Source organism: Streptacidiphilus cavernicola (genome assembly GCF_042510955.1).
Lineage (GTDB): Bacteria > Actinomycetota > Actinomycetes > Streptomycetales > Streptomycetaceae > Streptacidiphilus > Streptacidiphilus cavernicola.
Map to the genome: position 1 here is coordinate 16,981 of NZ_JBHFAB010000041.1, position 20,018 is coordinate 36,998.

Below are 20,018 nucleotides of genomic sequence, written 5' to 3' on the forward strand. Positions count from 1 at the left end.
ATAACAGCAGGGGTTACATGGCGGGCATGACCGACACCCTGAGCCGCCCCGTCGAAGACGCCGGTCCGGCGGCAGCGGCGCCGCCGCAGAAGCTGAAGCGCTCCATCGGCGTCGTCGGCGGGACCCTGCTGACACTGTCGTGCGTGACTCCGGCGTCCTCGCTGTTCGTGATCGTTCCGGCGTCGTTCGCCTCGCTCGGCACCGGCACCGCGCTCACCCTGGTGATCGCGATCGTGCTCTGCGTCGGCGTCGCCTGGTGCTACTCGGAGCTGGGCACGCTGATCCCGAGCGCCGGCGGCGAGTACGCCATGGCCGGGCACACCATCGGCCGCTTCGCCGGCTGGCTCGCCTTCGTCCAGGCGCTGATCGTCGTCATGATCGTGCCGCCGATCATCGCCCTGGGCACCGCCGACTACCTGGCGCCGATCATGCACGTGGACGCCCGGGTGATGGGCGCCGTGGTGATGCTGGCGGCCACCGTGGTCGGCCTGCTGGACCTGCGGGCCAACGCCTGGATCACCGGCATCTTCCTGGTCCTCGAGGTCATCGCGGCCAGCCTGGTGGCCGTCCTGGGCTTCGCCCACGCCAACCGCCCGGCCTCGGTGCTGATCCACCCGCAGCTCCCCGGCGGCGCGGTGGGCGCGTCCACGATCGTGGTCGGGCTCGCGGCGGCGCTCTTCATCACCCAGGGCTTCTCCACCGCGGTCTACCTCGCCGAGGAGATGGAGAAGCCGCAGCGGACCGTCCCGCGCACGGTGATCTGGACCCTGGCCATCGGCTCCGCGGTGATCCTGGTCCCGGTGGTCGCGATCACCCTCGGCGCGCCCAGCCTGCAGGCGCTGGCCAACGGCGACATCGCCGGCATGGTGACCGCCTGGAGCAACTCGGCGGTCGGCGACGTGGTCAGCCTGTGCGTCGCCCTGGCGATCATCAACGCCGCGATCGTCATGGTGATCCAGAACTCCCGGGTGCTGTACGCCTCGGCCCGGGACAAGGCCTGGCCGGAGCCGGTCAACCGGGCCTTCTCCACCCTGAGCAAGCGCTTCGGCGCCCCCTGGATCGCCACCCTCGCGGTCGGCGTCCCCGGCGCCGCGCTCTGCTTCGTCAACCTGGACACGCTGAGCCTGGTCACCGGGGTCGCGGTGACCCTGCTCTACGGCTTCGTCGCGGTGGCCGTGCTGGGCGCCCGCAGGGGCGGGAACCGCGAGGCCGCGGCCTGGCGGATGCCGATGTGGCCGGTCGTGCCGGTGCTGATCCTGCTGGTGCTGGGCTATGTGATGTACCAGCAGGACCTCAAGGCGCTGGCCATCACCGGCGGGATCACCCTGGCCGCCGCGCTCTACTGGGTGTGCTACCTCCGGCCCCGGCCCGAGTCGCGCTGGGTGATCACCATCCCCGAGGACGAGAAGCCCGCCCTCTGAGCAAGCGCCCCGACCCGCCGCTCCCGCCGCCGTACGGCTCAGGCCGTACGGCGGCGGCGTGTGTCGCGCAGCACCACCGCGGTGCCGGAGACCAGCAGCACCGCGAGCAGGCCGAGGCCCAGCGCGTAGACGGCGGTGCGCTGCTGCCGTTCGGCCCGGGTCTCGCCCAGGCCGAGCGGCCGCGCGGTGACCGGGGCGGCCGAGCCGTGCTGACGCACCGTCGGAACCGGCGCGGACTCGGCGGGCGTACCGGCCGAGAGCGCGGCCACCGGGTCCACCACGCCCCAGCCGATGAAGTCGTTGCGGCCCGGGTCGGTGCGCTGCGCGGTCTGCTCGATCCGGGCGATGATCTCCGCCGCGGTCCACTTCGGGTACTCCTGCTTGAGCAGCGCGGCGACCCCGGCCACGTACGGGGCGGCGAAGCTGGTCCCGCTGTCGACGCAGTGGCCGCCCTTGGGCACGGTGGAGACCATGTCCACCCCCGGCGCGGCGACGCCGACCGAGCTGCCGGTCTCCGAGAAGGCGTCCGCACGCTCGTCGTCCCGGTCCGAGGCGCCGACGCCGAGGACGCCGGGCAGCGAGGCCGGGTAGGTCGGCACGGACAGGCCCTCGTTGCCGGCCGCCGCGACCACCACGATGTTCGCCTGCACCGCGGCGGCCACAGCCTTGGCCAGGAGGCCGTCGGGGGCGACACTGGCCGGCTTGCCGTCGGTGGAGACGTCCTGCGAGATGTTGATGACGTCGACCTTCTTGGCGATCGCCGCGCGGACCGCCTGCGCCATGGTCTTCTCGTTGCCGGTGCCCTGGGCGTCGTTCTGGCGCAGCGAGTAGACGGTGGCGTCCGGGGCCAGCCCGACGAAGCCGGTGTCCCCGGCCTGGCGGGCGGCGATGATGCCGGCCACCATCGTGCCGTGGCCGACCGGGTCGGTCAGCGAGCCGCCGGTGGCGCCGGACAGGAAGTTCGGCCCGGCCTCGACCGCGTTGCGGAGCTGCGGGTTGGTGTCGTCCACGCCGGTGTCGATCACGGCGACGGTGACGCCCTTGCCGGTGGCGTAGTGCCACAGCTGCGGCAGCAGCACCCGCTGGAGCGACCAGGGGGTGCTCTTGATCACGGCGGCCGGGAAGACGCACTTGCCGTTGGACTGCAGGGCACTGGAGGACAGGCCGTTCCGGGACGGCTCAGCGGAGGACAGGGCACTGGCCTGGACCGGTGCGGACAGCGACAGCACCGCCATGGCTGCCGCCACGGAGAGCGCCCTGCGTCGGTGGTGCCTGCTCACAGCTTTTCGCTTCCCCCACGATGTTCCCGACCGACGTTCCCGACCGGAGCCCGACGCGCCTGCGCGGCGCCCGCACCGATCCGGTACGGACGCCTCGCCGGTGGGGCTCAGCCGCCCCAGATGCTCGCGTTCTTGTTCTCGGTCGCCTGGTAGTTCTGCGCGGCGTTGTCGAGGGCGCCGGCGATCTGGGACAGCACCGCGTGCAGGTCGGCCGCGGAGGCGTCCCACTCCGCCTGCCGGGCCTGGTAGCCCTCCTGGGCCTTGCCTTCCCAGCTCTGGGCGATCCGGCTGACGCCGGCCTTGAGGTCGTCGAGCTGCGACTGGACCCGGGCGGCGGTGCTGCGGACCTCTTCGGCCGCGTTGGAAACGGTGGAGAAATTGACCAGGATGTGGCCGGGCGTGGACATGGTGTCTCCTTCTCAGGCGGTGGAAGTAGGGTCAGCCGAGAGCTGAGGTGATCTTGCTGATCGAGGAGTGCTGCTCCTGCTCGGTGCTGGTGTACTGCGCCGAGGTGGAGTCGATCGCTTCCTTGATCTCGTTGAGCACCTTGTTCAGCTTGCTCGCGTCCTCGTTCCACTTCTGCTGGAGCGTGTTGTAGGACTGCGCGGCCTCGCCCTGCCACCCCGAGGTCACCGATTCGACCAGGTTGTTGAGCCGGCCGAGCTCCTGCTGGATCTGGGCGTTGACATCCGAGATGCGGCTGGAGAATGCCCGCATCTCATCGGCGGTAGTCCTGAACTGACCTGACATATGCACCGTCCCCCATGAGACAGACAACGAGACCGGCGTCCGGTCGAGAAGGACCCGGCCGACATCACAGCAATGACGTCCCGCAGAACTCTAGCTGTCATGCGCAATGCCCCCAACACCGGGTTGTGGACAACTTTCGGACCGGGCCGGGCACTCCTCGGTGGACGAACCGTCAGGCCAGGTCAGGAGCCCTGCTGCTGGACCGCCGCGCCCGAGTTGAGACTCGGCCCGGCCGGCAGCAGGCTGGACCAGGCCTCGGGGACGGCCGGCATCGGGTCGACCGACTTGTAGCCGAGCCGCGCGGCGGTGGTGTTCGACTGGGCGTCGCCGGAGGCGCCGGCTGACGGTGCGTCGGTGGACCCGGCGCCGGCCGCGGCGGCGCCGGCGGACGCGCTGCCGTCCGCGTTCATCTGCACCGGGTAGCGCAGACCGGTGTCGGTCAGCAGGTTGACCGCGCCGGAGTCGGTGCTGGTGCCGCTGACCGCGCGGTAGAGCAGCCCGGTGCCGGGGGTGACGTAGACGCCGGCCGAGCCCGAGGTGCTGTCCACCGGGTAGTCGGAGCCGGTCCACAGTGCCTGCACCGGTGCGCCGCTCGGCCCGGTCGCGCCGGTGTAGACGCTGCAGGAGACGGCGGGGCCGCCGCCCGCGTTCGCCTGGCTGACCAGGTTCTGCGGCCAGTCCTTGCCGGGCTGGAACGGGGGCAGGGTGTTGGCCCCGACCGCGGCCAGCGGGTCCACCTTGGGCTCGGGCGACTTGTCCTGGTGCAGGGCGACGATCAGCCGGTCGGTGAAGTCGGAGACCCGGTGGTAGCCGTCCTTGAGGACCACGTAGTGCAGCACCTGGCCGCTGTTGTCGGTCTCCTGGAACAGGTCGCCGACGTTGAAGTGGATGCTGCCGATGCTCCGGCCGCTGGACTGGCCGAAGTCGGGCATCGCCGCCCTGGGGAGGCTGATCGGGTCGCCCGGCCGCAGCGTGGCCAGCCACTCCTTGGTGACCGTCTGCGGCTGGCCGACGTTGCCGCCGAAGGCCGCGGTCGCCAGCAGCTGCGCGCCCGGGTCGGCCGCCGGGCCGGTGCCGGTGCCGGGCGTGCCGGTGCCGATGGGGGCCGCCGGCTGGACGCCGGTGCTGACCAGCTGGTGCGCCGTGCCGGTGGAGTCCACCAGGTAGAGCCCGTCGGGGGCCTCCACATAGAGCGCCTGACGGATGTTCAGCGGGCCGCCGGCGGTGGCGCCCGGCTGAGCCGGGGTGCCGGGCTTGGCACTTGCCGCGACGGCCGTGGTGACCCTCGCGGCGTCCGAGCCGCCGAGGACGAACAGCTTCTGGTCGGTGCCGGACTGGCCGCCGGCGCCCGGACGGTCGCACTCGGCCCAGGTCTTCGGGGTGCCCGCGTCCTTGGCGGTGGGGAGGCTGTCCGGCGCGTAGGGGATGCCGAGGGTCGCGCCGTGCGGCACCGAGCCGGAGTTGAGGACCGAGTCGTCGACCTCCTCGACCGTGGAGTCCACGCCGAGCAGCAGCCGCGCGGAGGCGATGTTGAGCACCGGGTGCAGCTGGCCGTCGAGCATCACATAGCGGGTGGTGGTCTGCTTGTCGACGATGACCGCGTTGGCCTTGTCCCAGTTCAGCGGTGCCGACGGCTTGATCATCCCGTAGGCGCCGAACCCGGCCACCGCCACCGCGCCCACTATCAGGCTGGGCATGAAGGCCCGCCGCGGCTTCGGGACGTCCTCCTCGTTGCCGCCGCCCGAGGGCTGGAGGAAGGCCGCGACCGTCCGCCGCCGTGAGAACGTGTAGGCGCTCAGTTCGTTCCGGCGTGATGCCATGCTGTTGCTCTCCCCGTTCCGGTTACCGCGATGCCGCGCGCGAACGGTACGTACCGTACGGGTACGGTATTGCGATCAGCCAACCGGCCACCGGTTCGCCCGCGCTTCCGCGCCGGGAGGGGCGGGGCCCATCCAGAGAGGTTGACCCGGGGGATGCCAAGCCAGACCGTTCCACCGCGCGCGCACCACCGCGACGGACCCTCCCCCGCGCGCGGCTCCCGCCGCGGGGCGGCCGACCGGGCCCCGGTCGCGGACGCCGGGCCGGTGCCGAGCGGTCCGGTGCAGCCGTCGCTGCGGCCGCGGCCGGGACTGCTGGGGCCGCTGCGGCTGCCGCAGCTGGTGCTGGTGGAGACCGCCGCCGCGCTGGTGGTGATCGGGCTCGCCACGAACTCGCTGGTGCTGGCCCCGTGCGGGGCGGTCGCCGTACTGCTGGTGCTGCTGGCGCTGATCCGCAGGAACGGACTGTCCGTACCCCAGCTGCTGCGGGCCAGGTCGGCGCTGAAGGCGCGGCAGCGGCGGATCGCCATGACGCCCCCCGACCCCGAGACCGACCCGGCCATGGCCCCCGCGCTGGAGTGCGATCCCGCACTGCGGACCGTGCCGCACACGGTGGAGTTCGAGGGCGGCGCGACCACCTCCCGGCGCGACCGCCGCGAGATCGGCATGATCGGCGACGGCACCTTCCTCAGCGCGGTGATCCTGGTCGAGGCCCAGGACGAACCGCTCCGGCCGGTCCGCGGCACCCTGGGCCTGACCCTCGACCTGCTGGCCGACGGCCTGCAGGTGGACGATGTGACGGTGGACGCGATCCAGGTCGTCCAGTACAGCCAGACCTCCCCCGCGCCGCACCTGCCGGAGCAGGCACTGGCCGCCCGCGGCTACCGGGAGCTGCCGTTCGGCGCCGGGACCCCGGGGCTCCGGCTGACCTGGGTGGCGGTCAGGCTCGACCCCGAGCGCTGCCGCAGCGCGGTGGCAGCGCGCGGCGGCGGCGAAGCCGGGGCCCGGAAGGCGCTGCAACGGGCGACGGACCAGCTGGCCAGCCGGATGATCGGGGCCGGGCTGCGGGCGACCGTACTGGACCAGGCCGGGGTGGTCGCCGCGGTCTCCACCGCGACCTGCGGCAACCCGCTGCGCACCGGCGGGCCCGGCGGTGGTGGCGAGCGGCACCGGCGCACCGCGGAGACGGCCCGCTCCTGGCGCTGCGACGACCGCTGGAACACCAGCTACTGGGTCGGCAACTGGCCCCGGCTCGCGGTCGGAGCCGGCCGCGAGCGCGGCAACTCCGGCATCGAGTCCGGCGAGTTGGTGAACCTGCTGACCGGGACCCCGGCGCTGGGCAGCACCTTCAGCCTGACCGTCCGTCAGGCCTCGGCCGGGGCCGTCGCGGTGACCGGCCAGGTCCGGGTGACCGCGCGCGGTGAGAGCGAGTTGAGCCAAGTGGCACGGCAGTTGGAGACCCGGGCGCGTAGCGCCGGGGTCGGCCTGGTCCGGCTGGACCACGAACAGATTCCGGGCGTGCTGGCCACGCTTCCGCTGGGAGGGACGCGATGAGCGGCGGTTCGGTGGCGGTGCCGGGACGGCGGGTGCTGGCCGGGTTCGGGTTGCACGGACCGCGGCGGGAGCAGCACGTACTCACCCGCGACCAGTTGCGGGCACTCTCCCTGCCGGTCGGCGACGACGGCGTGGTGATCGGGACGGACGGTCGGGGCGCCCCGGCGGTGGTCGGCATGTTCCGGCCCTCGGCGTACGAGATCGTGCTGGTCGGCGGTGTCTGGACGGCGCAGCTGATCGCGCTGCGGGCCGCCGCGACCGGTGCCAGGGTCGCTGTGGAGACCGGCCGGCTGCAGGCCTGGGCGCCGGTCGCCCAGGCGGCGGGCGGCGGCCAGCCGTGCGTGACGGTGCACCCGGTCGGCCGGATCGGACCGCAGGGCGCGTCGGTGGCGGCCCCGGTGCTGGTGGTCAGGGACTGCGGGGCGCGGCCGATGCGGAGCCGGCTGTCGGCCGGTCCCTGGCAGACCACGCTGACCCTGCTCCCGTTCCTCGGCCCGGGGGCGGAGCGGCTGCTGACCGGCGCGGACCTGGTCGGCGTGCAGCGGGTGTCCCCGCAGGAGGCCGACCTGGCCGGGCGGGCGCTGGCCCTGCCGGAGGGCGAGACCGCGGCGCTGTCCGCGCTCGGCGACGGCGTGACGCTGTGGGCGAACCGCAGGCGCCGGGGCTTCGTACAGAGCGGGCCGACCGGGGCGGAGGCGCAGGTCCTCGGCCAGGCCCGGCGGGTGGACTGAGTTCCGCGGATCGGCACGCACCGGGAAGCCGACCGGCTGCCGGGAAAGAGGTGGGTCTGCCGGTCACCGCGGGCAGGTGACTAGGCTGAGGTGCAATCGAGGCGGACGAGAGGGCTACAGCAGTGACGAGCGATCGCGACGGCGTCTACGTCGGCGACCAGACGCCGGACGAGGACGAGGAGTGGTCGGACGCGCCTGAATACACGCCTCCGGCCTGGTACACCCAGAACGCCCAGCAGGTGGGGGCGTACCCGCAGGTCGCCGCGCCCGGCCCCGCACCGATCCCGGCCCAGGCCCCGCAGCCGACGGCACCCCAGCAGGTCCAGGGCCCGCAGCCCGCTGCCCCGCACCAGGTCCAGGCACCGCAGCCGGTGGCCCAGCCGGTCCAGGCGGGCCCGGTCCAGGCCCAGCCGCCGGCCGCGCCCCAGCCGACGCCGCAGCCGGTCCAGGCCGAGCCGGTCCGGGAGCCCGTGGCGGAGCCGGAGCCGGTGGAGGACGACCACACCCCGGCGACCGGGGTCCGGGTGGTCGCCCCGGCGTCCGAGCCGCGCCCCGCGCCGTCGTTCGAGCCGCCCTCCTTCGAGGCGCCGTCGTTCGAGGCGCCGTCGTTCGAGCCGCCCGCGCCGGAACCCGCCGCCGCCGTCCCCGCCGAGCAGCCGGAGCCGCTGGACCCGGAGGCCGCAGAGGCCGACGAGGCCCCGCAGCCCCCGGTGCAGCAGGCGTACCGCCCCGCCACCGGCGAGGTCCCGCCGCAGCCCGAGCCGTCCGACGCCGGGCAGCAGCCCTGGGGCGCGCCGCAGCCGCAGTGGACTCCCCCGCCGGCGCCCCCGCAGCCGCAGGAGCCGGGCGAGCAGCAGCACTGGGCCCCGCCGCCGCCCCCGCCGTACCCGCAGCAGGAGCAGCAGCCGTGGGCTCCCCCGCCGCTGCCGCCGCAGCCGCAGGCCCCGCAGCAGCAGTGGCCAGCCCAGCCGGGCGAGCAGCAGCCCCCGCAGGCCCCGCAACAGTGGGCCCCCGCGCCGCCGGTGGACCCCCGGCAGGGCGGCTGGCCGCAGCAGCAGCCGCAGCCGGGCGCACCGCTGGGCTACACCGCCGCCGTGGAGCTGTCCTCGGACCGGCTGCTGCGCAAGCAGCCGGAGGAGCGGCGGCAGCAGCCGCGGTTCCGGTTCGGCGGCAAGGCCGCGGAGGAGGAGCGCCGGCAGAAGCTGGCGATCATCCGCACCCCGGTGATGAGCTGCTACAAGATCGCCGTGATCAGCCTCAAGGGCGGGGTCGGCAAGACCACGACCACCACCGCCCTCGGCGCGACCCTGGCCTCGGAGCGCCAGGACAAGGTCATCGCGGTCGACGCCAACCCGGACGCCGGGACGCTGGGACGCCGGGTGCGCCGGGAGACCGGGGCCACCATCCGCGACCTGGTGACCGCGATCCCGCACCTCAGCAGCTACATGGACGTCCGCAGGTACACCTCACAGGCCTCCAGCGGGCTGGAGATCCTGGCGAACGACGTGGACCCCGCGGTGTCCACCACCTTCAACGACGAGGACTACCGCCAGGTCATCAACTTCCTCGGGCGGCAGTACCCGATCGTGCTGACCGACTCCGGCACCGGCCTGCTCTACAGCGCGATGCGCGGGGTGCTGGACCTCGCCGACCAGCTGATCGTGGTGTCCACACCCAGCGTGGACGGCGCCAGCAGCGCCAGCACCACGCTGGACTGGCTGTCCGCGCACGGCTACGCGGACCTGGTGCAGCGCAGCATCACCGTGGTGTCGGGGGTGCGCGAGACCTCGAAGATGATCCGGATCGAGGACATCGTGGCGCACTTCCAGACCCGCTGCCGGGGTGTGGTGGTGGTCCCCTTCGACGAGCACCTGTCGGCCGGGGCCGAGGTCGAGCTGGGCCGGATGCGCCCGAAGACCCGGGAGGCGTACTTCGACCTGGCGGCGATGGTCGCCTCGGACTTCCCGAGGACCCAGCCGCAGCCGGTCGGCTGGCAGGGCGGCCCGCCGCCGCAGGGGCCCCCGCAGGGCCAGCCGGGCCCGTACCCGGGCCAGCAGGAGCCGTACCCCGGCCAGCAGGGCCCGCAGAGCCCCTATCCGGGGCAGCCGCAGCAGCCCGCGCCGCCGCAGGGCCCCTGGGGGCCGCCGCCGCCCGGGTACTACCCGCCGCAGTAGTAGCGCGACGAGGGGCCGGGGAGCAGCGCGCTCCCCGGCCCCTCCGCCGTGTGCCGCCCGACGCGGTGTGCCGCCCGGCTACTTCTCGGTCAGCTCGCGGGCCTGCTTGACGTCGTCGGCCATCCGGTCGAGCAGGGCGTCGACGGAGTCGAACTTCTCCATCCCGCGCAGGTACGCCAGGAAGTCCACGCCGACGTGCTTCCCGTAGAGGTCGAGCCCGACCCGGTCGATGGCGTACGCCTCGACGGTACGGGCGGTGCCGTCGAAGGTCGGGTTGGTGCCGACCGAGATCGCGGCCGGCATCGGCTCCTGCTCCACCGTCAGCCAGCCCGCGTAGACGCCGTCCGCGGGGATCGCGGTGTGCGGCAGGGTCTCCACGTTCGCGGTGGGGTAGCCCAGCTCCCGGCCGCGCTGGGCGCCGCGGACCACGATGCCCTCCACCCGGTGCGGGCGGCCCAGCACCTCGGCCGCGCCGGCCATGTCGCCCTCGGCCACCAGCCGCCGGGCCAGCGAGGAGGACAGCGGCTCGCCGTTGGCGCACTGGACCGTGAAGTCGGCGACGTCCACCTCGAAGCCGTACCGGCCGCCCAGCTCGGCCAGCAGCGCCACATCGCCCGAGGCCCGGTGCCCGAAGCGGAAGTTGGGGCCCTCCACGATCAGCGCGGTGTGCAGCGCGTCGACCAGGATCCGCTGGACGAAGTCCTCCGGCGAGAGGTGCGAGAAGGCTGCGGTGAACGGGATCACCAGCACCGCGTCCACGCCGAGGTCACCCATCAGCTCGGCCCGGCGGCGCTGCGGGGCCAGCAGCGGGGGGTGGCTGCCGGGGCGGACCACCTCGCTGGGGTGCGGGTCGAAGGTCACCACGACGGAACGGGCGCCGAGCTCGCGGGCGTGCTCGATGGTCTTGTTGATGATCAGTTGGTGGCCCCGGTGCACCCCGTCGAAGGAACCGATGGTGACGACGCTGCGCCCCCAGTCCCCGGGGACTTCCTCCAGGCCATGCCAGCGCTGCACCCTGACCGCTCCTCGTTCGCTGTAGCTGTGACCCCTATAGCGTGCCATGCGGCTGATCGCCGCCCCGCACTGGCTCAAGCTGTCGCAGCGCCGACAGCAGTTCCCCGTGCACCGGGTCCTGGCCGGTGAGAGCAGCCGCGAAGGCGTTCCTGACCGCCTCGGGCTGGTCCCGGAGATCGTGGACGAAGCGGAGCAGGGTGGCGCGTTCGGCCGAGCCGTGCCGGGTCCGCGCCGCCAGCCAGGCGGCGACCCGGGCGGCTGCCTCCGGGTGCTCGGCGAGGTATTCGGCGACCAGCCGCGCGGTCGCGGCGCGGGCCCGCGGGGCCGGGGTGGCGCCGAGGGTGCGCAGCACCGCCGCGGCCTCCTCGCCGGGCTGGTGCAGCCTGGCCCGGTAGGCCGCCAGCACCAGCGCGGTGTGGCTGTCCAGCGCCGGGGCCAGCGAGTCCGGGGTGAGGTGCGGCTCGGCGGCGGCGTAGCCGGCCACCGCGTCCGGCAGGTGCCGCGGGCGCGTCTCCGGGTCGGCCACCAGCAGCGTCAGCGCGGCGCCGTGCAGCTCCCGTTCGGCCGGGCGGGCGAGCAGGGCCTGCGCCGCGAAGCGGAGCAGGGAGCGGTCCGGGCCGCTGGCCGGGGTGATCGCGGGCGCGTGCACGGCGGCGGCGACATGGCGCTCGGGGCGGGGGTCGTGGGCCCAGCGGTCCACCGCCCGGCACAGCGCCGAGGGCTCGATCACGGCCAGCTCGCGGAGCAGCGCGTCGGCCCGCGGGTGCGCGGCGGAGACCAGGGCCTCGGTCAGGTCGTCCAGCGCCACCCGGCGGTGGCCGCGCAGCAGGTGCACCGCGGAGGCCGCGAACTGCTCGTCGCGGAGCCAGCCGCAGAGCGCGGGCAGCGCCTCGGCCGGGTCGGCGACGAGCACGGCGGCGACCGCGTCCAGCGGGGCCGGGTCGCCGCCCCGGGCCAGCTCGCGGAGCAGGTCGATCCGGACCGGGGTCGGCAGCGGCAGCCGGGTCCAGAAGTCCAGCGGCAGCGGGGGTTCCGGGTGGGCCGACATCCGGGCCGCGAGGGCCCGCAGCAGCGGCAGCCGCTCGACCGGGTCGGGCAGCCGGAGCAGCACCGAGCTGAGCAGGTTCAGCGCCCACCAGTGCGGCGCGGAGCCGGGCTCGGCCGCCTCGGGGCCGTCCAGGCACAGCACCAGCCGGCTGAGCTGTTCCTCCGGCTGCTCCACCCGGAGCAGGGCCTCGCGGACCGGCCCGATCCGGTGCCGCGGCACTGGCAGGCCGCGCACCGGCGCCCGGGGCGGCGGCGGGACGGGCGTGCCGCGCTGGCCGCGGCGCCGGTGCGACACCGCCTGCCGCGGCAGGGCGGTGTCGCCGAGCAGCGCGCCCAGGGCGGCGGGCAGGTCGAGGTGGACCCCCTGGAGCCACTCGGACAGTTCCTCGTGCGCGAAGCGGTAGCCGGGACCGGCCGGCACCAGCAGCCCCTCGGCCAGCACCGCGGGGCCCCAGACGCCGGGGAACACCTCGTCGAAGTCGGCCCGGGTGAGCGCACCGCTGCCGGGGCCGAGCATCCGGCGGGCCGCCTCGTGCACCCGTCCGGCCGCCGCGGCAGCGGTGCGGCGGTCCGGGTGGGCCAGCCGCCTGGCGATCCGCAGGCAGGCGAAGTCCACGGTGGCTTCCAGGAGTTCGGCCCGGGTGGGGGCGGCGTCCGGGATCGGCAGCTCGGCCAGCAGCCGCAGCGCCAGCGGGTGGCGCGGGGCCGGGCAGCCGCCCGCGCGCAGCCCGAGCCTGCGGGCCAGTTCCTCCGCCGCCTCGGCCGGGAGGTCGCCGAGCAGGTGCGGGGGCTGGACGTCCTCGGCGGAGAATCGTTGCTGCTGCCAGAACTCCGGACGGCAGCCGATCAGCAGCCGGGCGCCGGTGCGGCGCAGTTGCCGGCCGGTCTCGGCGCTCCACTCGGCCAGGTCGGGCTGCAGGGACGGCGGCATCTCCTCCGGGCGGTCCAGCACCACCAGCAGCGGGCGGTGCCCGGCGGCGGCGAGCCGGCAGGCCCGTTCGGCGTCGGGCAGCACCCGCTCGACCGCGTCGAACAGCGAGGCGTCGTGCGGGTGCAGGTCGGCGCCGCGCAGCCAGACGGTCGGCTGCCGGGTGGCCGAGCGGGCCCGGCGCAGGGCGAGCGCGGCCAGCTCGGTGGTGAGGCCGCAGCCGGGCTCGGCGAGCACCGCCAGCACCGGCCGGTCCGCGGACCAGTCCCCCGGCGGCGCGTCCGCGCGCTCGACCCGGGGGCCGACCAGCGGGGTCAGCGCGCTGGTCGTGGCCGCGGTCAGCTCCAGTACCCCGGCCAGGTTCAGCGCCCGCCCGTACGCCGGGACCGAGGCCGCGTTGCGGGCCAGCAGGTCGGCCACGGCGGGGTGCCCGGCGGCGGCGCGCAGCGGGACGGCGAGCACCGCGCCGCGCCGGTGGCTGCGCAGGGCCGCGGTGGCGACGGCGACCACCGCGCCGGTCTCCGCGTCCAGCAGCGGCGCCCCGGAGAGTTCGACCGGCAGCCCGTGCGGGGCCTGGTCGAGCTCCAGCAGCCAGGAGTCGGCGACCAGGTGCCAGCGCTCGACGGCGGCGTACCGGGCGGTGACCGGTCCGACCACCCCGCCCTGCAGGGTCTGGGTCGGGCCCGCCAGCTGGACCAGCCGGGTCGCCGCGCTGCCGCTGCCGCCGCCGAGCGCCAGCGGCGGCAGTACCGCGTCGGTGCGCAGCAGCGCCAGGTCGTACTCGGGCAGGGCGATGACGTCGTCCGCGGTCACCCTGCGGACCGCCCCGCCGGGCCAGGTCAGCAGCAGCGCGGACTGCCCGTCCACGGTTTCGTGGCTGGTCAGCAGGGTGCCCTGGTGGTCCACCGGGAAGGCCAGCCCCCGCTGCCGCCCGCTGGAGTCGGACACCCGCACCAGCGCCTCGTCCACCCGCCGCACCGCACACCCCTCACCCGTTCGGACGGAGGGAGGGTGCCCGCTGCGGAGGGCGCGGGACCGGCGCTGCACCCGGTGCGCCGGTGGTTCGCTCCACGCGCTCGCCCGGGAGGGTGAACCGGGGTTTCAGCGGGCCGGGACTGCTGTCAGTCGGCCGGGACTGCTCAGACGAAGACGGCCAGCGACTTCGCCCTGCCGCCGCGCTCCTCGATCAGCGCGAGGAAGCGGCCGTCCGGGTCGAACACCGCGATCGGGTCGGCCGCGTCCAGGCCGGGAGCGTCGATCCGGACGCCGTTGACCAGCAGCCGGGCCTGCTCGGCGTCGACGTCCCAGCGCGGGAACGCCGCGGCGGCGGCGTCGGCGATCGGCAGCACCGCGTCGGCGAAGGAGTCCTCCAGCGCGGTCAGCGTGTGCGATCCGGCGACGGTGTACGGGCCGACCCTGGTCCGCCGCAGCGCGGTGAGGTGGCCGCCGACGCCGAGCCCTTCGCCCAGGTCGCGGGCCAGCGCCCGGATGTAGGTGCCGGAGGTGCAGTCGACGGTGACGTCCAGGTCGATCAGCGGGGTGCCGTCCTCGGCCGCGGCCTCGCGGCGGGCGTGCACCTCGAACCGGGAGACGGTGACCGGCCGGGCGGCCAGCTCGACGTCCTCGCCGTCGCGGACCCGGCTGTAGGAGCGCTTGCCGTCGATCTTGATGGCGCTGACCGAGGACGGCACCTGCTGGATGTCGCCGGTCAGCGCGGCGATCCCGGCCTCGATCGCCTCGGCCGCGACGCCCTCGGTCGAGGCGGTCGCGGTGACCTCGCCCTCGGCGTCGTCGGTGACCGTGGCCTGGCCGAGCCGGATGGTGGCCTCATAGGTCTTGCTGGTCAGCGCCAGGTGGCCGAGCAGCCGGGTGGCCCGCTCGCAGCCGATCACCAGCACCCCAGTCGCCATCGGGTCCAGCGTCCCGGCGTGGCCGACCTTGCGGGTGCCGGCCAGGCGGCGGATCCGGGAGACCACGGTGTGCGAGGTGATGCCCGCGGGCTTGTCCACGATGACCAGCCCGTCCGGGCCGGTTCCCTTGCGCTTCAACGATCAGTCTTTCGATGCGGGAACCGTCAGCCCGAGGGGCTGTCAGCTCGGGGTCAGCCCGTCGCGGAAACGCGCGACGGTGGTGTCGACGGTGCTGTGCGAGGTGAATCCGGCCGCGTAGACGTGCCCGCCGCCGCCGAGGCCCGCGCAGGCCGCCGCGACGTCCACCGCGCCCTTGGCCCGGGAGGAGCCGCGCAGGCTGCCGTCCGGGTCCTCCTTGAGCACCAGGGTGACCTCGGCCTCGGAGGCCTTGCGGACCACGTCGATCAGGCCCTCGATCTCCTCCGGCAGCACGCCGTGGGCGACCAGGTCGGCCCAGGGCACCCAGGTCCAGACGAGGCCCAGGCCGCCCGCGGCGTCGCGCTCCAGCACGGCCCGGTCCAGGGCGGCGGCCAGCACCTTGAGGTAGCCGAAGGACTGGGTGTCCCAGAGCCGGCGCGAGATCAGGTCGTGCCGCAGGCCGGTGGCCAGCAGCCGGGAGGCGAACTCATGGGTGGCCGGGGTGGTCGCGGCGTACTTGAAGGAGCCGGTGTCGGTGGCCACGCCGGTGTAGAGGCAGGTGGCGATGTCCCGGTCGAGCGGGACCCCGAGCCGCCGCAGCAGCTCGTCCACCAGGACGGCGGTGGCCGGGGCCGAGGGGTCGACCAGCGGGTGGGTGCCGAAGCCGCCGTTGGAGGCGTGGTGGTCGATCACCACCAGGGTCCGCGCCGCCTCGGCCTTGGGCCGCAGCAGGCCGAGCCGCTTGGCGTCGGCGACGTCGAAGGTGATCATCAGATCGGGCCGGTCCGGCACCGCCGAGGCCGGGACCAGCAGCTCCTGCGCCGGGAGGAACCCCAGCGAGCCGGGCACCACCTGCGGGTCGTCGCCGAAGGACACCCGCACCTCGACGCCGAGCGAGCGCAGCGCGATCCCGGCCGCGAGCGCCGAGCCCAGCGCGTCGCCGTCCGGGAGCACATGGCAGACCAGGTCGACCGCGGAGGCGCCGCGGACGGCGTCGAGGACCGGCTGCCAGTCGGCGTCGGTCAGTCCCGGCACCTGCTCGCAGCGGGGGGACGGCAGCGCGGGGGCGCCCGCCGCCTTCACAGCGGGGACCCCCGCGGCCTGCGGGCCCGAGGCCACGGCTACTCGTCCTCGGCGTCGTCGTCGAGGTCGTCGTCCTCGTCGGGCTTGCGGTACGGGTCCGCGTCCCCGGCATAGGTCTTGCCGACGGCGACGCTGCGGACCTCGGCGTCCTGCTGCCTGGCCTTGATCAGCAGGTCGTCCAGCTGCCGGGCGGTGTCCGGGACGGCGTCGGCGACGAAGGCCAGCGACGGGGTGAACCGGACCCCGGTCTGCCGGCCGACCTCGGACCGCAGCACACCCTTGGCGCTCTCCAGCGCGGCCGCGGTCGCGGCCCGCTCGGTCTCGTCGCCGTAGACGGTGTAGAAGACGGTGGCCTCGCGCAGGTCACCGGTCACCCGGGTGTCGGTGATGGTCACGAAGCCCAGGCGCGGATCCTTGATCCGACGCTCCAGGGTCTCCGCGACGACCACCCGGATGCGGTCTGCGAGCTTGCGCGCCCTCGCGGTGTCGGTCACTGGTCCTCCTCGTGCAATGGGCACAACTTACCCGGCGGCACCCGCCTGGGGATGCCTTGACTGATTGTCCTACTCGTCATCGTCGTCCCGCAGCCGTCGGCGTGCCGACAGCAGCTGGACCTCGGGACGCCCGGAGACCAGGCGCTCGCAACTGTCCAGGACCTCGGTTACGTACGAGACGTCCCCGGAGACCACGGCCAGCCCGATCTCGCTCCGGCGGTGGAGCTCCTGGTTCCCGGTCTCCGCAGCGCAGACGCTGTACTTGCGCTGGAGTTCGGCCACGATGGGCCGGACGATCGAACGCTTCTCCTTGAGCGAGTGGACGTCGCCGAGAAGCAGGTCGAAGGTCAGTGTTCCCACGAACATGTATGACAGGTCACGCCGACCTGAAGGCCTCGAAAATGTGGTGACGGCGTCACGCTACCAACGCGGCCGGGGCCGGTCGACACAGTTACCCGTGCCGACCGGCCCCCGCCCCTGCCGAGCCCTACGCGCGCGGCTTCTCGCGCATCTCGAAGGTCTCGATGACGTCGTCCACCTTGATGTCGTTGAACGACCCCAGGGTGACACCGGCCTCGAAGCCCTCGCGGACCTCGGTCGCGTCGTCCTTGAAGCGGCGCAGGCCCTCGATGGTGAGGGACTCCGCCACCACCTTGCCGTCGCGGACCAGGCGTGCCTTGGCGTTGCGCCGCAGCAGGCCCTCGCGGACGATGACACCCGCGATGTTGCCGAACTTGCTGGAGCGGAAGACCTCGCGCACCTCGGCGGAGCCCAGGCGCACCTCCTCGTACTCCGGCTTGAGCAGGCCCTTGAGCGCCGCCTCGATCTCCTCGATCGCCTGGTAGATGACCGAGTAGTACCGGACGTCCACGCCTTCCTTGTCGGCCGCGGTACGGGCACGCCCCTCGGCGCGCACGTTGAAGCCGATGATGATGGCGTCGGAGCCCATGGCCAGGTCGACGTCCGACTCGGTGATCGCGCCCACGCCGCGGTGCAGGATGCGGAGCTCGACCTCCTCGCCGACGTCCAGCTTGACCAGCGCGTCTTCCAGTGCCTCGACGGAACCGGAGACATCGCCCTTGATGATCAGGTTGAGCTGCTGGATACCGCCGGCCGCGATCGCCTTGTCCAGGTTCTCCAGCGAGATCCGCATCGGACGGCGGGCGAACATGGCGTTGCGGTCACGGGCCGAGCGCTTCTCCGCGATCTGCCGCGCGGTGCGGTCGTCGTCGACGACGATGAAGCTGTCGCCGGCGCGGGGCACCGAGGTGAGGCCGAGCAGCAGCACCGGCCGGGACGGACCCGCCTCCAGCACGTTCTTGCCGTTCTCGTCCAGCATGGCGCGGACCCGGCCGTGGGCGTCGCCGACCGCGATGGAGTCGCCGACCCGCAGCGTTCCGCGCTGGACCAGGACGGTCGCCATGGCGCCGCGGCCCTTGTCCAGGTGCGCCTCGATCGCGATGCCCTGGGCGTCCTGCTCCGGGTTGGCGCGCAGGTCGAGCGAGGCGTCGGCGGTGAGCACGACGGCCTCCAGCAGCGCCTCGATGTTGAGGCCCTGGCGGGCGGAGATGTCGACGAACATGGTGTCGCCGCCGTACTCCTCCGCGACCAGGCCGAACTCGGTCAGCTGACCGCGGACCTTGGTCGGGTCGGCGCCCTCGACGTCGATCTTGTTGACCGCGACCACGATCGGCACGCCGGCGGCCTGGGCGTGGTTCAACGCCTCGACCGTCTGCGGCATGACGCCGTCGTTGGCCGCGACCACCAGGATCGCGATGTCGGTGGACTTGGCACCACGGGCACGCATGGCGGAGAACGCCTCGTGACCGGGGGTGTCGATGAAGGTGATGGCACGCTCTTCGCCGTTCACCTCGGCCGTCACCTGGTAGGCGCCGATGTGCTGGGTGATGCCACCCGCCTCGCCGGCCACCACGTTGGTCTTGCGGATCGCGTCGAGCAGGCGGGTCTTGCCGTGGTCGACGTGACCCATGACGGTGACCACCGGCGGGCGCGACATGAGGTCGGCCTCGTCGCCCTCGTCCTCGCCGAACTCGATGTCGAAGGACTCCAGCAGCTCGCGGTCCTCGTCGTCACGGCTGACGATCTCCAGGACGAAGCCCATCTCCTCGGCGAGGAGCTGCAGCGTCTCGTCCGGGACGGACTGGGTCGCGGTGACCATCTGCTCCAGGTTGAGCATCACCGAGACCAGCGCGGCCGGGTTGGCGTTGATCTTCTCCGCGAAGTCGGTGAGCGACGCACCGTGCGACAGCCGGACCGTCTGGCCGTTGCCGCGCGGCAGCATCACGCCACCGATCGACGGCGCCTGCATCGACTCGTATTCCTGACGACGCTGACGCTTCGACTTGCGCCCACGGGCCGGACGGCCGTTCGGGCCGCGGCCGAAGGCGCCCTGGGTGCCGCCACGGGCACCCGGGCCGCCGGGACGGCCGCCGAAGCCGCCGGGACGGGGGCCGAAGCCGCCGCCACCGCCGCCACCACCCGGGCGACCGGCGAAGCCGCCGCCGGCCGGGCGCGCGCCCGGACCGGCCGGACGGCCCTGGAAGCCGGGACGCGCGCCACCGGCGCCGCCGGGACCGGCCGGACGGGCGCCGGGCCCACCGGGGCCACGGCCGCCGGGGCCGGGACGGCCCGCACCGGGACCGGCCGGACGCTGCGGCATCATGCCCGGGTTCGGGCGCGGCATGCCGGACGGGGTCGGGCCGCCGGGACGCGAGCCGCCCTGCGGACGGGGCATCCCCCCGGGAGCCGGACGGTCGCCGCCGGGACGCGGGGCCCCGGGACGGTCGCCGCCGGGACGGGCCGGACGGTCCCCACCCGGACGCGGAGCGCCCGGACGGTCGCCGCCGGGACGCGGGGCGCCACCGGGAGCCGGACGGTCACTGCCCGGACGGGCCGGACGGTCCGAGCCCGGACGCGGAGCGCCCGCGCCGGGAGCCGGACGGTCGCCGCCGGGACGGGGGGCGCCGGAGCGCTCGCCGCCGGGGCCGGCCGGGCGGGCGCCCGGACGCGACATGCCGGTGTTGCTGGACGTGAAGGGGTTGTTGCCGGGACGCGGACCGGCCGGGCGGGCGCCCGGGGTCGCGGCCGGACGGGGTGCGCCGGGGCGCGGTCCCGCGGCGGGACGCGCCGCGGGGGCCTCGGCCGCCGCGGGGGTCGCGGCCGGAGCCGGGGCCTGCGGCGCGGCCGGGGTGGCCTGGGCCGGAGCCGGCGCCGAGAACTCGGCGGCCGGGGCGGCCGGACGCGGCGCGGGGGCGCCGGGGCGCGGCGCGGCGGCCGGACGCGGCGCGGCCGGAGCAGCGGGCGCCGCGGCGGCGGGCCGGGGCGCGGGGCGCGGGGCGCCCGGACGGGGGGCAGCCGCAGGCGTCGCGCCTGCGGGCTTGGGGGGCGCCGGCTTGCTCGACGCGGCGGGCTTCGCGGGGGCACTGGCCCCGCCGAAGGCAACTTCCAACTTTCGTACGACTGGCGCCTCGATCGTCGAGGACGCCGAACGCACGAACTCGCCGAGCTCTTGGAGCTTGGCCATGACGACCTTGCTCTCAACGCCCAAATCCTTGGCGAGTTCGTAAACCCGGACCTTAGCCACTTCGCTCCTTTGAGGTCCGGGTGTTCCGCCGGACCGTCGCTACTTCATGCTCGTACTCATCGCGTACTCATCG

Annotated in this window: 15 protein-coding genes; 4 read left to right on the forward strand and 11 right to left on the reverse strand. The window is 74.6% G+C overall.

Annotated features, from left to right (window positions below):
• Positions 1-26: 26 nt before the first annotated feature.
• Positions 27-1,421, forward strand: coding sequence for an APC family permease (locus ACEZDE_RS33080; RefSeq protein ID WP_380544668.1), 1,395 nt, complete (start codon positions 27-29; stop codon positions 1,419-1,421).
• Between the two features lie 38 nt (positions 1,422-1,459).
• Here the strand turns inward: ACEZDE_RS33080 and mycP are convergent, their stop codons facing one another.
• The 4 genes from mycP to ACEZDE_RS33100 all read right to left on the reverse strand — a co-directional run bounded on the left by mycP (position 1,460) and on the right by ACEZDE_RS33100 (position 5,271).
• On the reverse strand, positions 1,460-2,668 hold the full coding sequence (mycP, locus tag ACEZDE_RS33085) for a type VII secretion-associated serine protease mycosin (RefSeq protein WP_380544671.1): 1,209 nt from the start codon (positions 2,666-2,668) through the stop codon (positions 1,460-1,462).
• A gap of 140 nt (positions 2,669-2,808) precedes the next feature.
• Positions 2,809-3,108 carry a WXG100 family type VII secretion target gene (locus ACEZDE_RS33090; protein WP_380544674.1) on the reverse strand — a complete coding sequence of 100 codons (300 nt, stop codon included), beginning with the start codon at positions 3,106-3,108 and terminating at the stop codon, positions 2,809-2,811.
• 31 nt (positions 3,109-3,139) lie between these two features.
• The gene (locus ACEZDE_RS33095; protein ID WP_380544677.1) at positions 3,140-3,451 is read right to left on the reverse strand and encodes a WXG100 family type VII secretion target; all 312 of its coding nucleotides are present in this window, start codon (positions 3,449-3,451) and stop codon (positions 3,140-3,142) included.
• A 182-nt stretch (positions 3,452-3,633) separates the two neighbouring features.
• Complete coding sequence (locus ACEZDE_RS33100) at positions 3,634-5,271, reverse strand: type VII secretion protein EccB (protein ID WP_380544680.1); 1,638 nt, start codon at positions 5,269-5,271, stop codon at positions 3,634-3,636.
• Positions 5,272-5,424: 153 nt separating this feature from the next.
• Between ACEZDE_RS33100 and eccE the strand changes: the two genes are divergently transcribed.
• From eccE to ACEZDE_RS33115, 3 genes are all read left to right on the forward strand, one after another.
• Entirely contained in the window at positions 5,425-6,822 is a 1,398-nt protein-coding gene (gene eccE, locus ACEZDE_RS33105; RefSeq protein ID WP_380544683.1) for a type VII secretion protein EccE, read from the forward strand.
• Positions 6,819-7,553 (forward strand): hypothetical protein, encoded by a 735-nt coding sequence (locus tag ACEZDE_RS33110; protein ID WP_380544686.1) that lies wholly within the window; start codon positions 6,819-6,821, stop codon positions 7,551-7,553. The genes eccE and ACEZDE_RS33110 overlap by 4 nt, the downstream gene beginning before the upstream one ends.
• Before the next feature lie 122 nt (positions 7,554-7,675).
• Positions 7,676-9,727: a nucleotide-binding protein gene (locus ACEZDE_RS33115; RefSeq protein ID WP_380544689.1), complete on the forward strand. Its 2,052-nt coding sequence runs from the start codon at positions 7,676-7,678 to the stop codon at positions 9,725-9,727.
• A 78-nt stretch (positions 9,728-9,805) separates the two neighbouring features.
• Here ACEZDE_RS33115 and ACEZDE_RS33120 read toward each other — a convergent pair whose 3' ends face one another.
• The 7 genes from ACEZDE_RS33120 to infB all read right to left on the reverse strand — a co-directional run bounded on the left by ACEZDE_RS33120 (position 9,806) and on the right by infB (position 19,945).
• A complete protein-coding gene (locus ACEZDE_RS33120) occupies positions 9,806-10,741 on the reverse strand; it encodes a bifunctional riboflavin kinase/FAD synthetase (RefSeq protein WP_380544691.1) in 936 nt (311 codons plus the stop codon).
• Positions 10,742-10,775: 34 nt separating this feature from the next.
• Complete coding sequence (locus ACEZDE_RS33125) at positions 10,776-13,694, reverse strand: serine protease (RefSeq protein WP_380544694.1); 2,919 nt, start codon at positions 13,692-13,694, stop codon at positions 10,776-10,778.
• Between the two features lie 161 nt (positions 13,695-13,855).
• Positions 13,856-14,764 carry a tRNA pseudouridine(55) synthase TruB gene (gene truB, locus ACEZDE_RS33130; RefSeq protein WP_380544697.1) on the reverse strand — a complete coding sequence of 303 codons (909 nt, stop codon included), beginning with the start codon at positions 14,762-14,764 and terminating at the stop codon, positions 13,856-13,858.
• Between the two features lie 42 nt (positions 14,765-14,806).
• Complete coding sequence (locus tag ACEZDE_RS33135) at positions 14,807-15,883, reverse strand: DHH family phosphoesterase (protein WP_380544700.1); 1,077 nt, start codon at positions 15,881-15,883, stop codon at positions 14,807-14,809.
• 2 nt (positions 15,884-15,885) lie between these two features.
• The gene (gene rbfA / locus ACEZDE_RS33140; protein ID WP_380544703.1) at positions 15,886-16,341 is read right to left on the reverse strand and encodes a 30S ribosome-binding factor RbfA; all 456 of its coding nucleotides are present in this window, start codon (positions 16,339-16,341) and stop codon (positions 15,886-15,888) included.
• A gap of 69 nt (positions 16,342-16,410) precedes the next feature.
• The gene (locus tag ACEZDE_RS33145) at positions 16,411-16,707 is read right to left on the reverse strand and encodes a DUF503 domain-containing protein (RefSeq protein WP_380544706.1); all 297 of its coding nucleotides are present in this window, start codon (positions 16,705-16,707) and stop codon (positions 16,411-16,413) included.
• A 121-nt stretch (positions 16,708-16,828) separates the two neighbouring features.
• The gene (gene infB / locus ACEZDE_RS33150) at positions 16,829-19,945 is read right to left on the reverse strand and encodes a translation initiation factor IF-2 (RefSeq protein WP_380544709.1); all 3,117 of its coding nucleotides are present in this window, start codon (positions 19,943-19,945) and stop codon (positions 16,829-16,831) included.
• Positions 19,946-20,018: the final 73 nt, after the last annotated feature.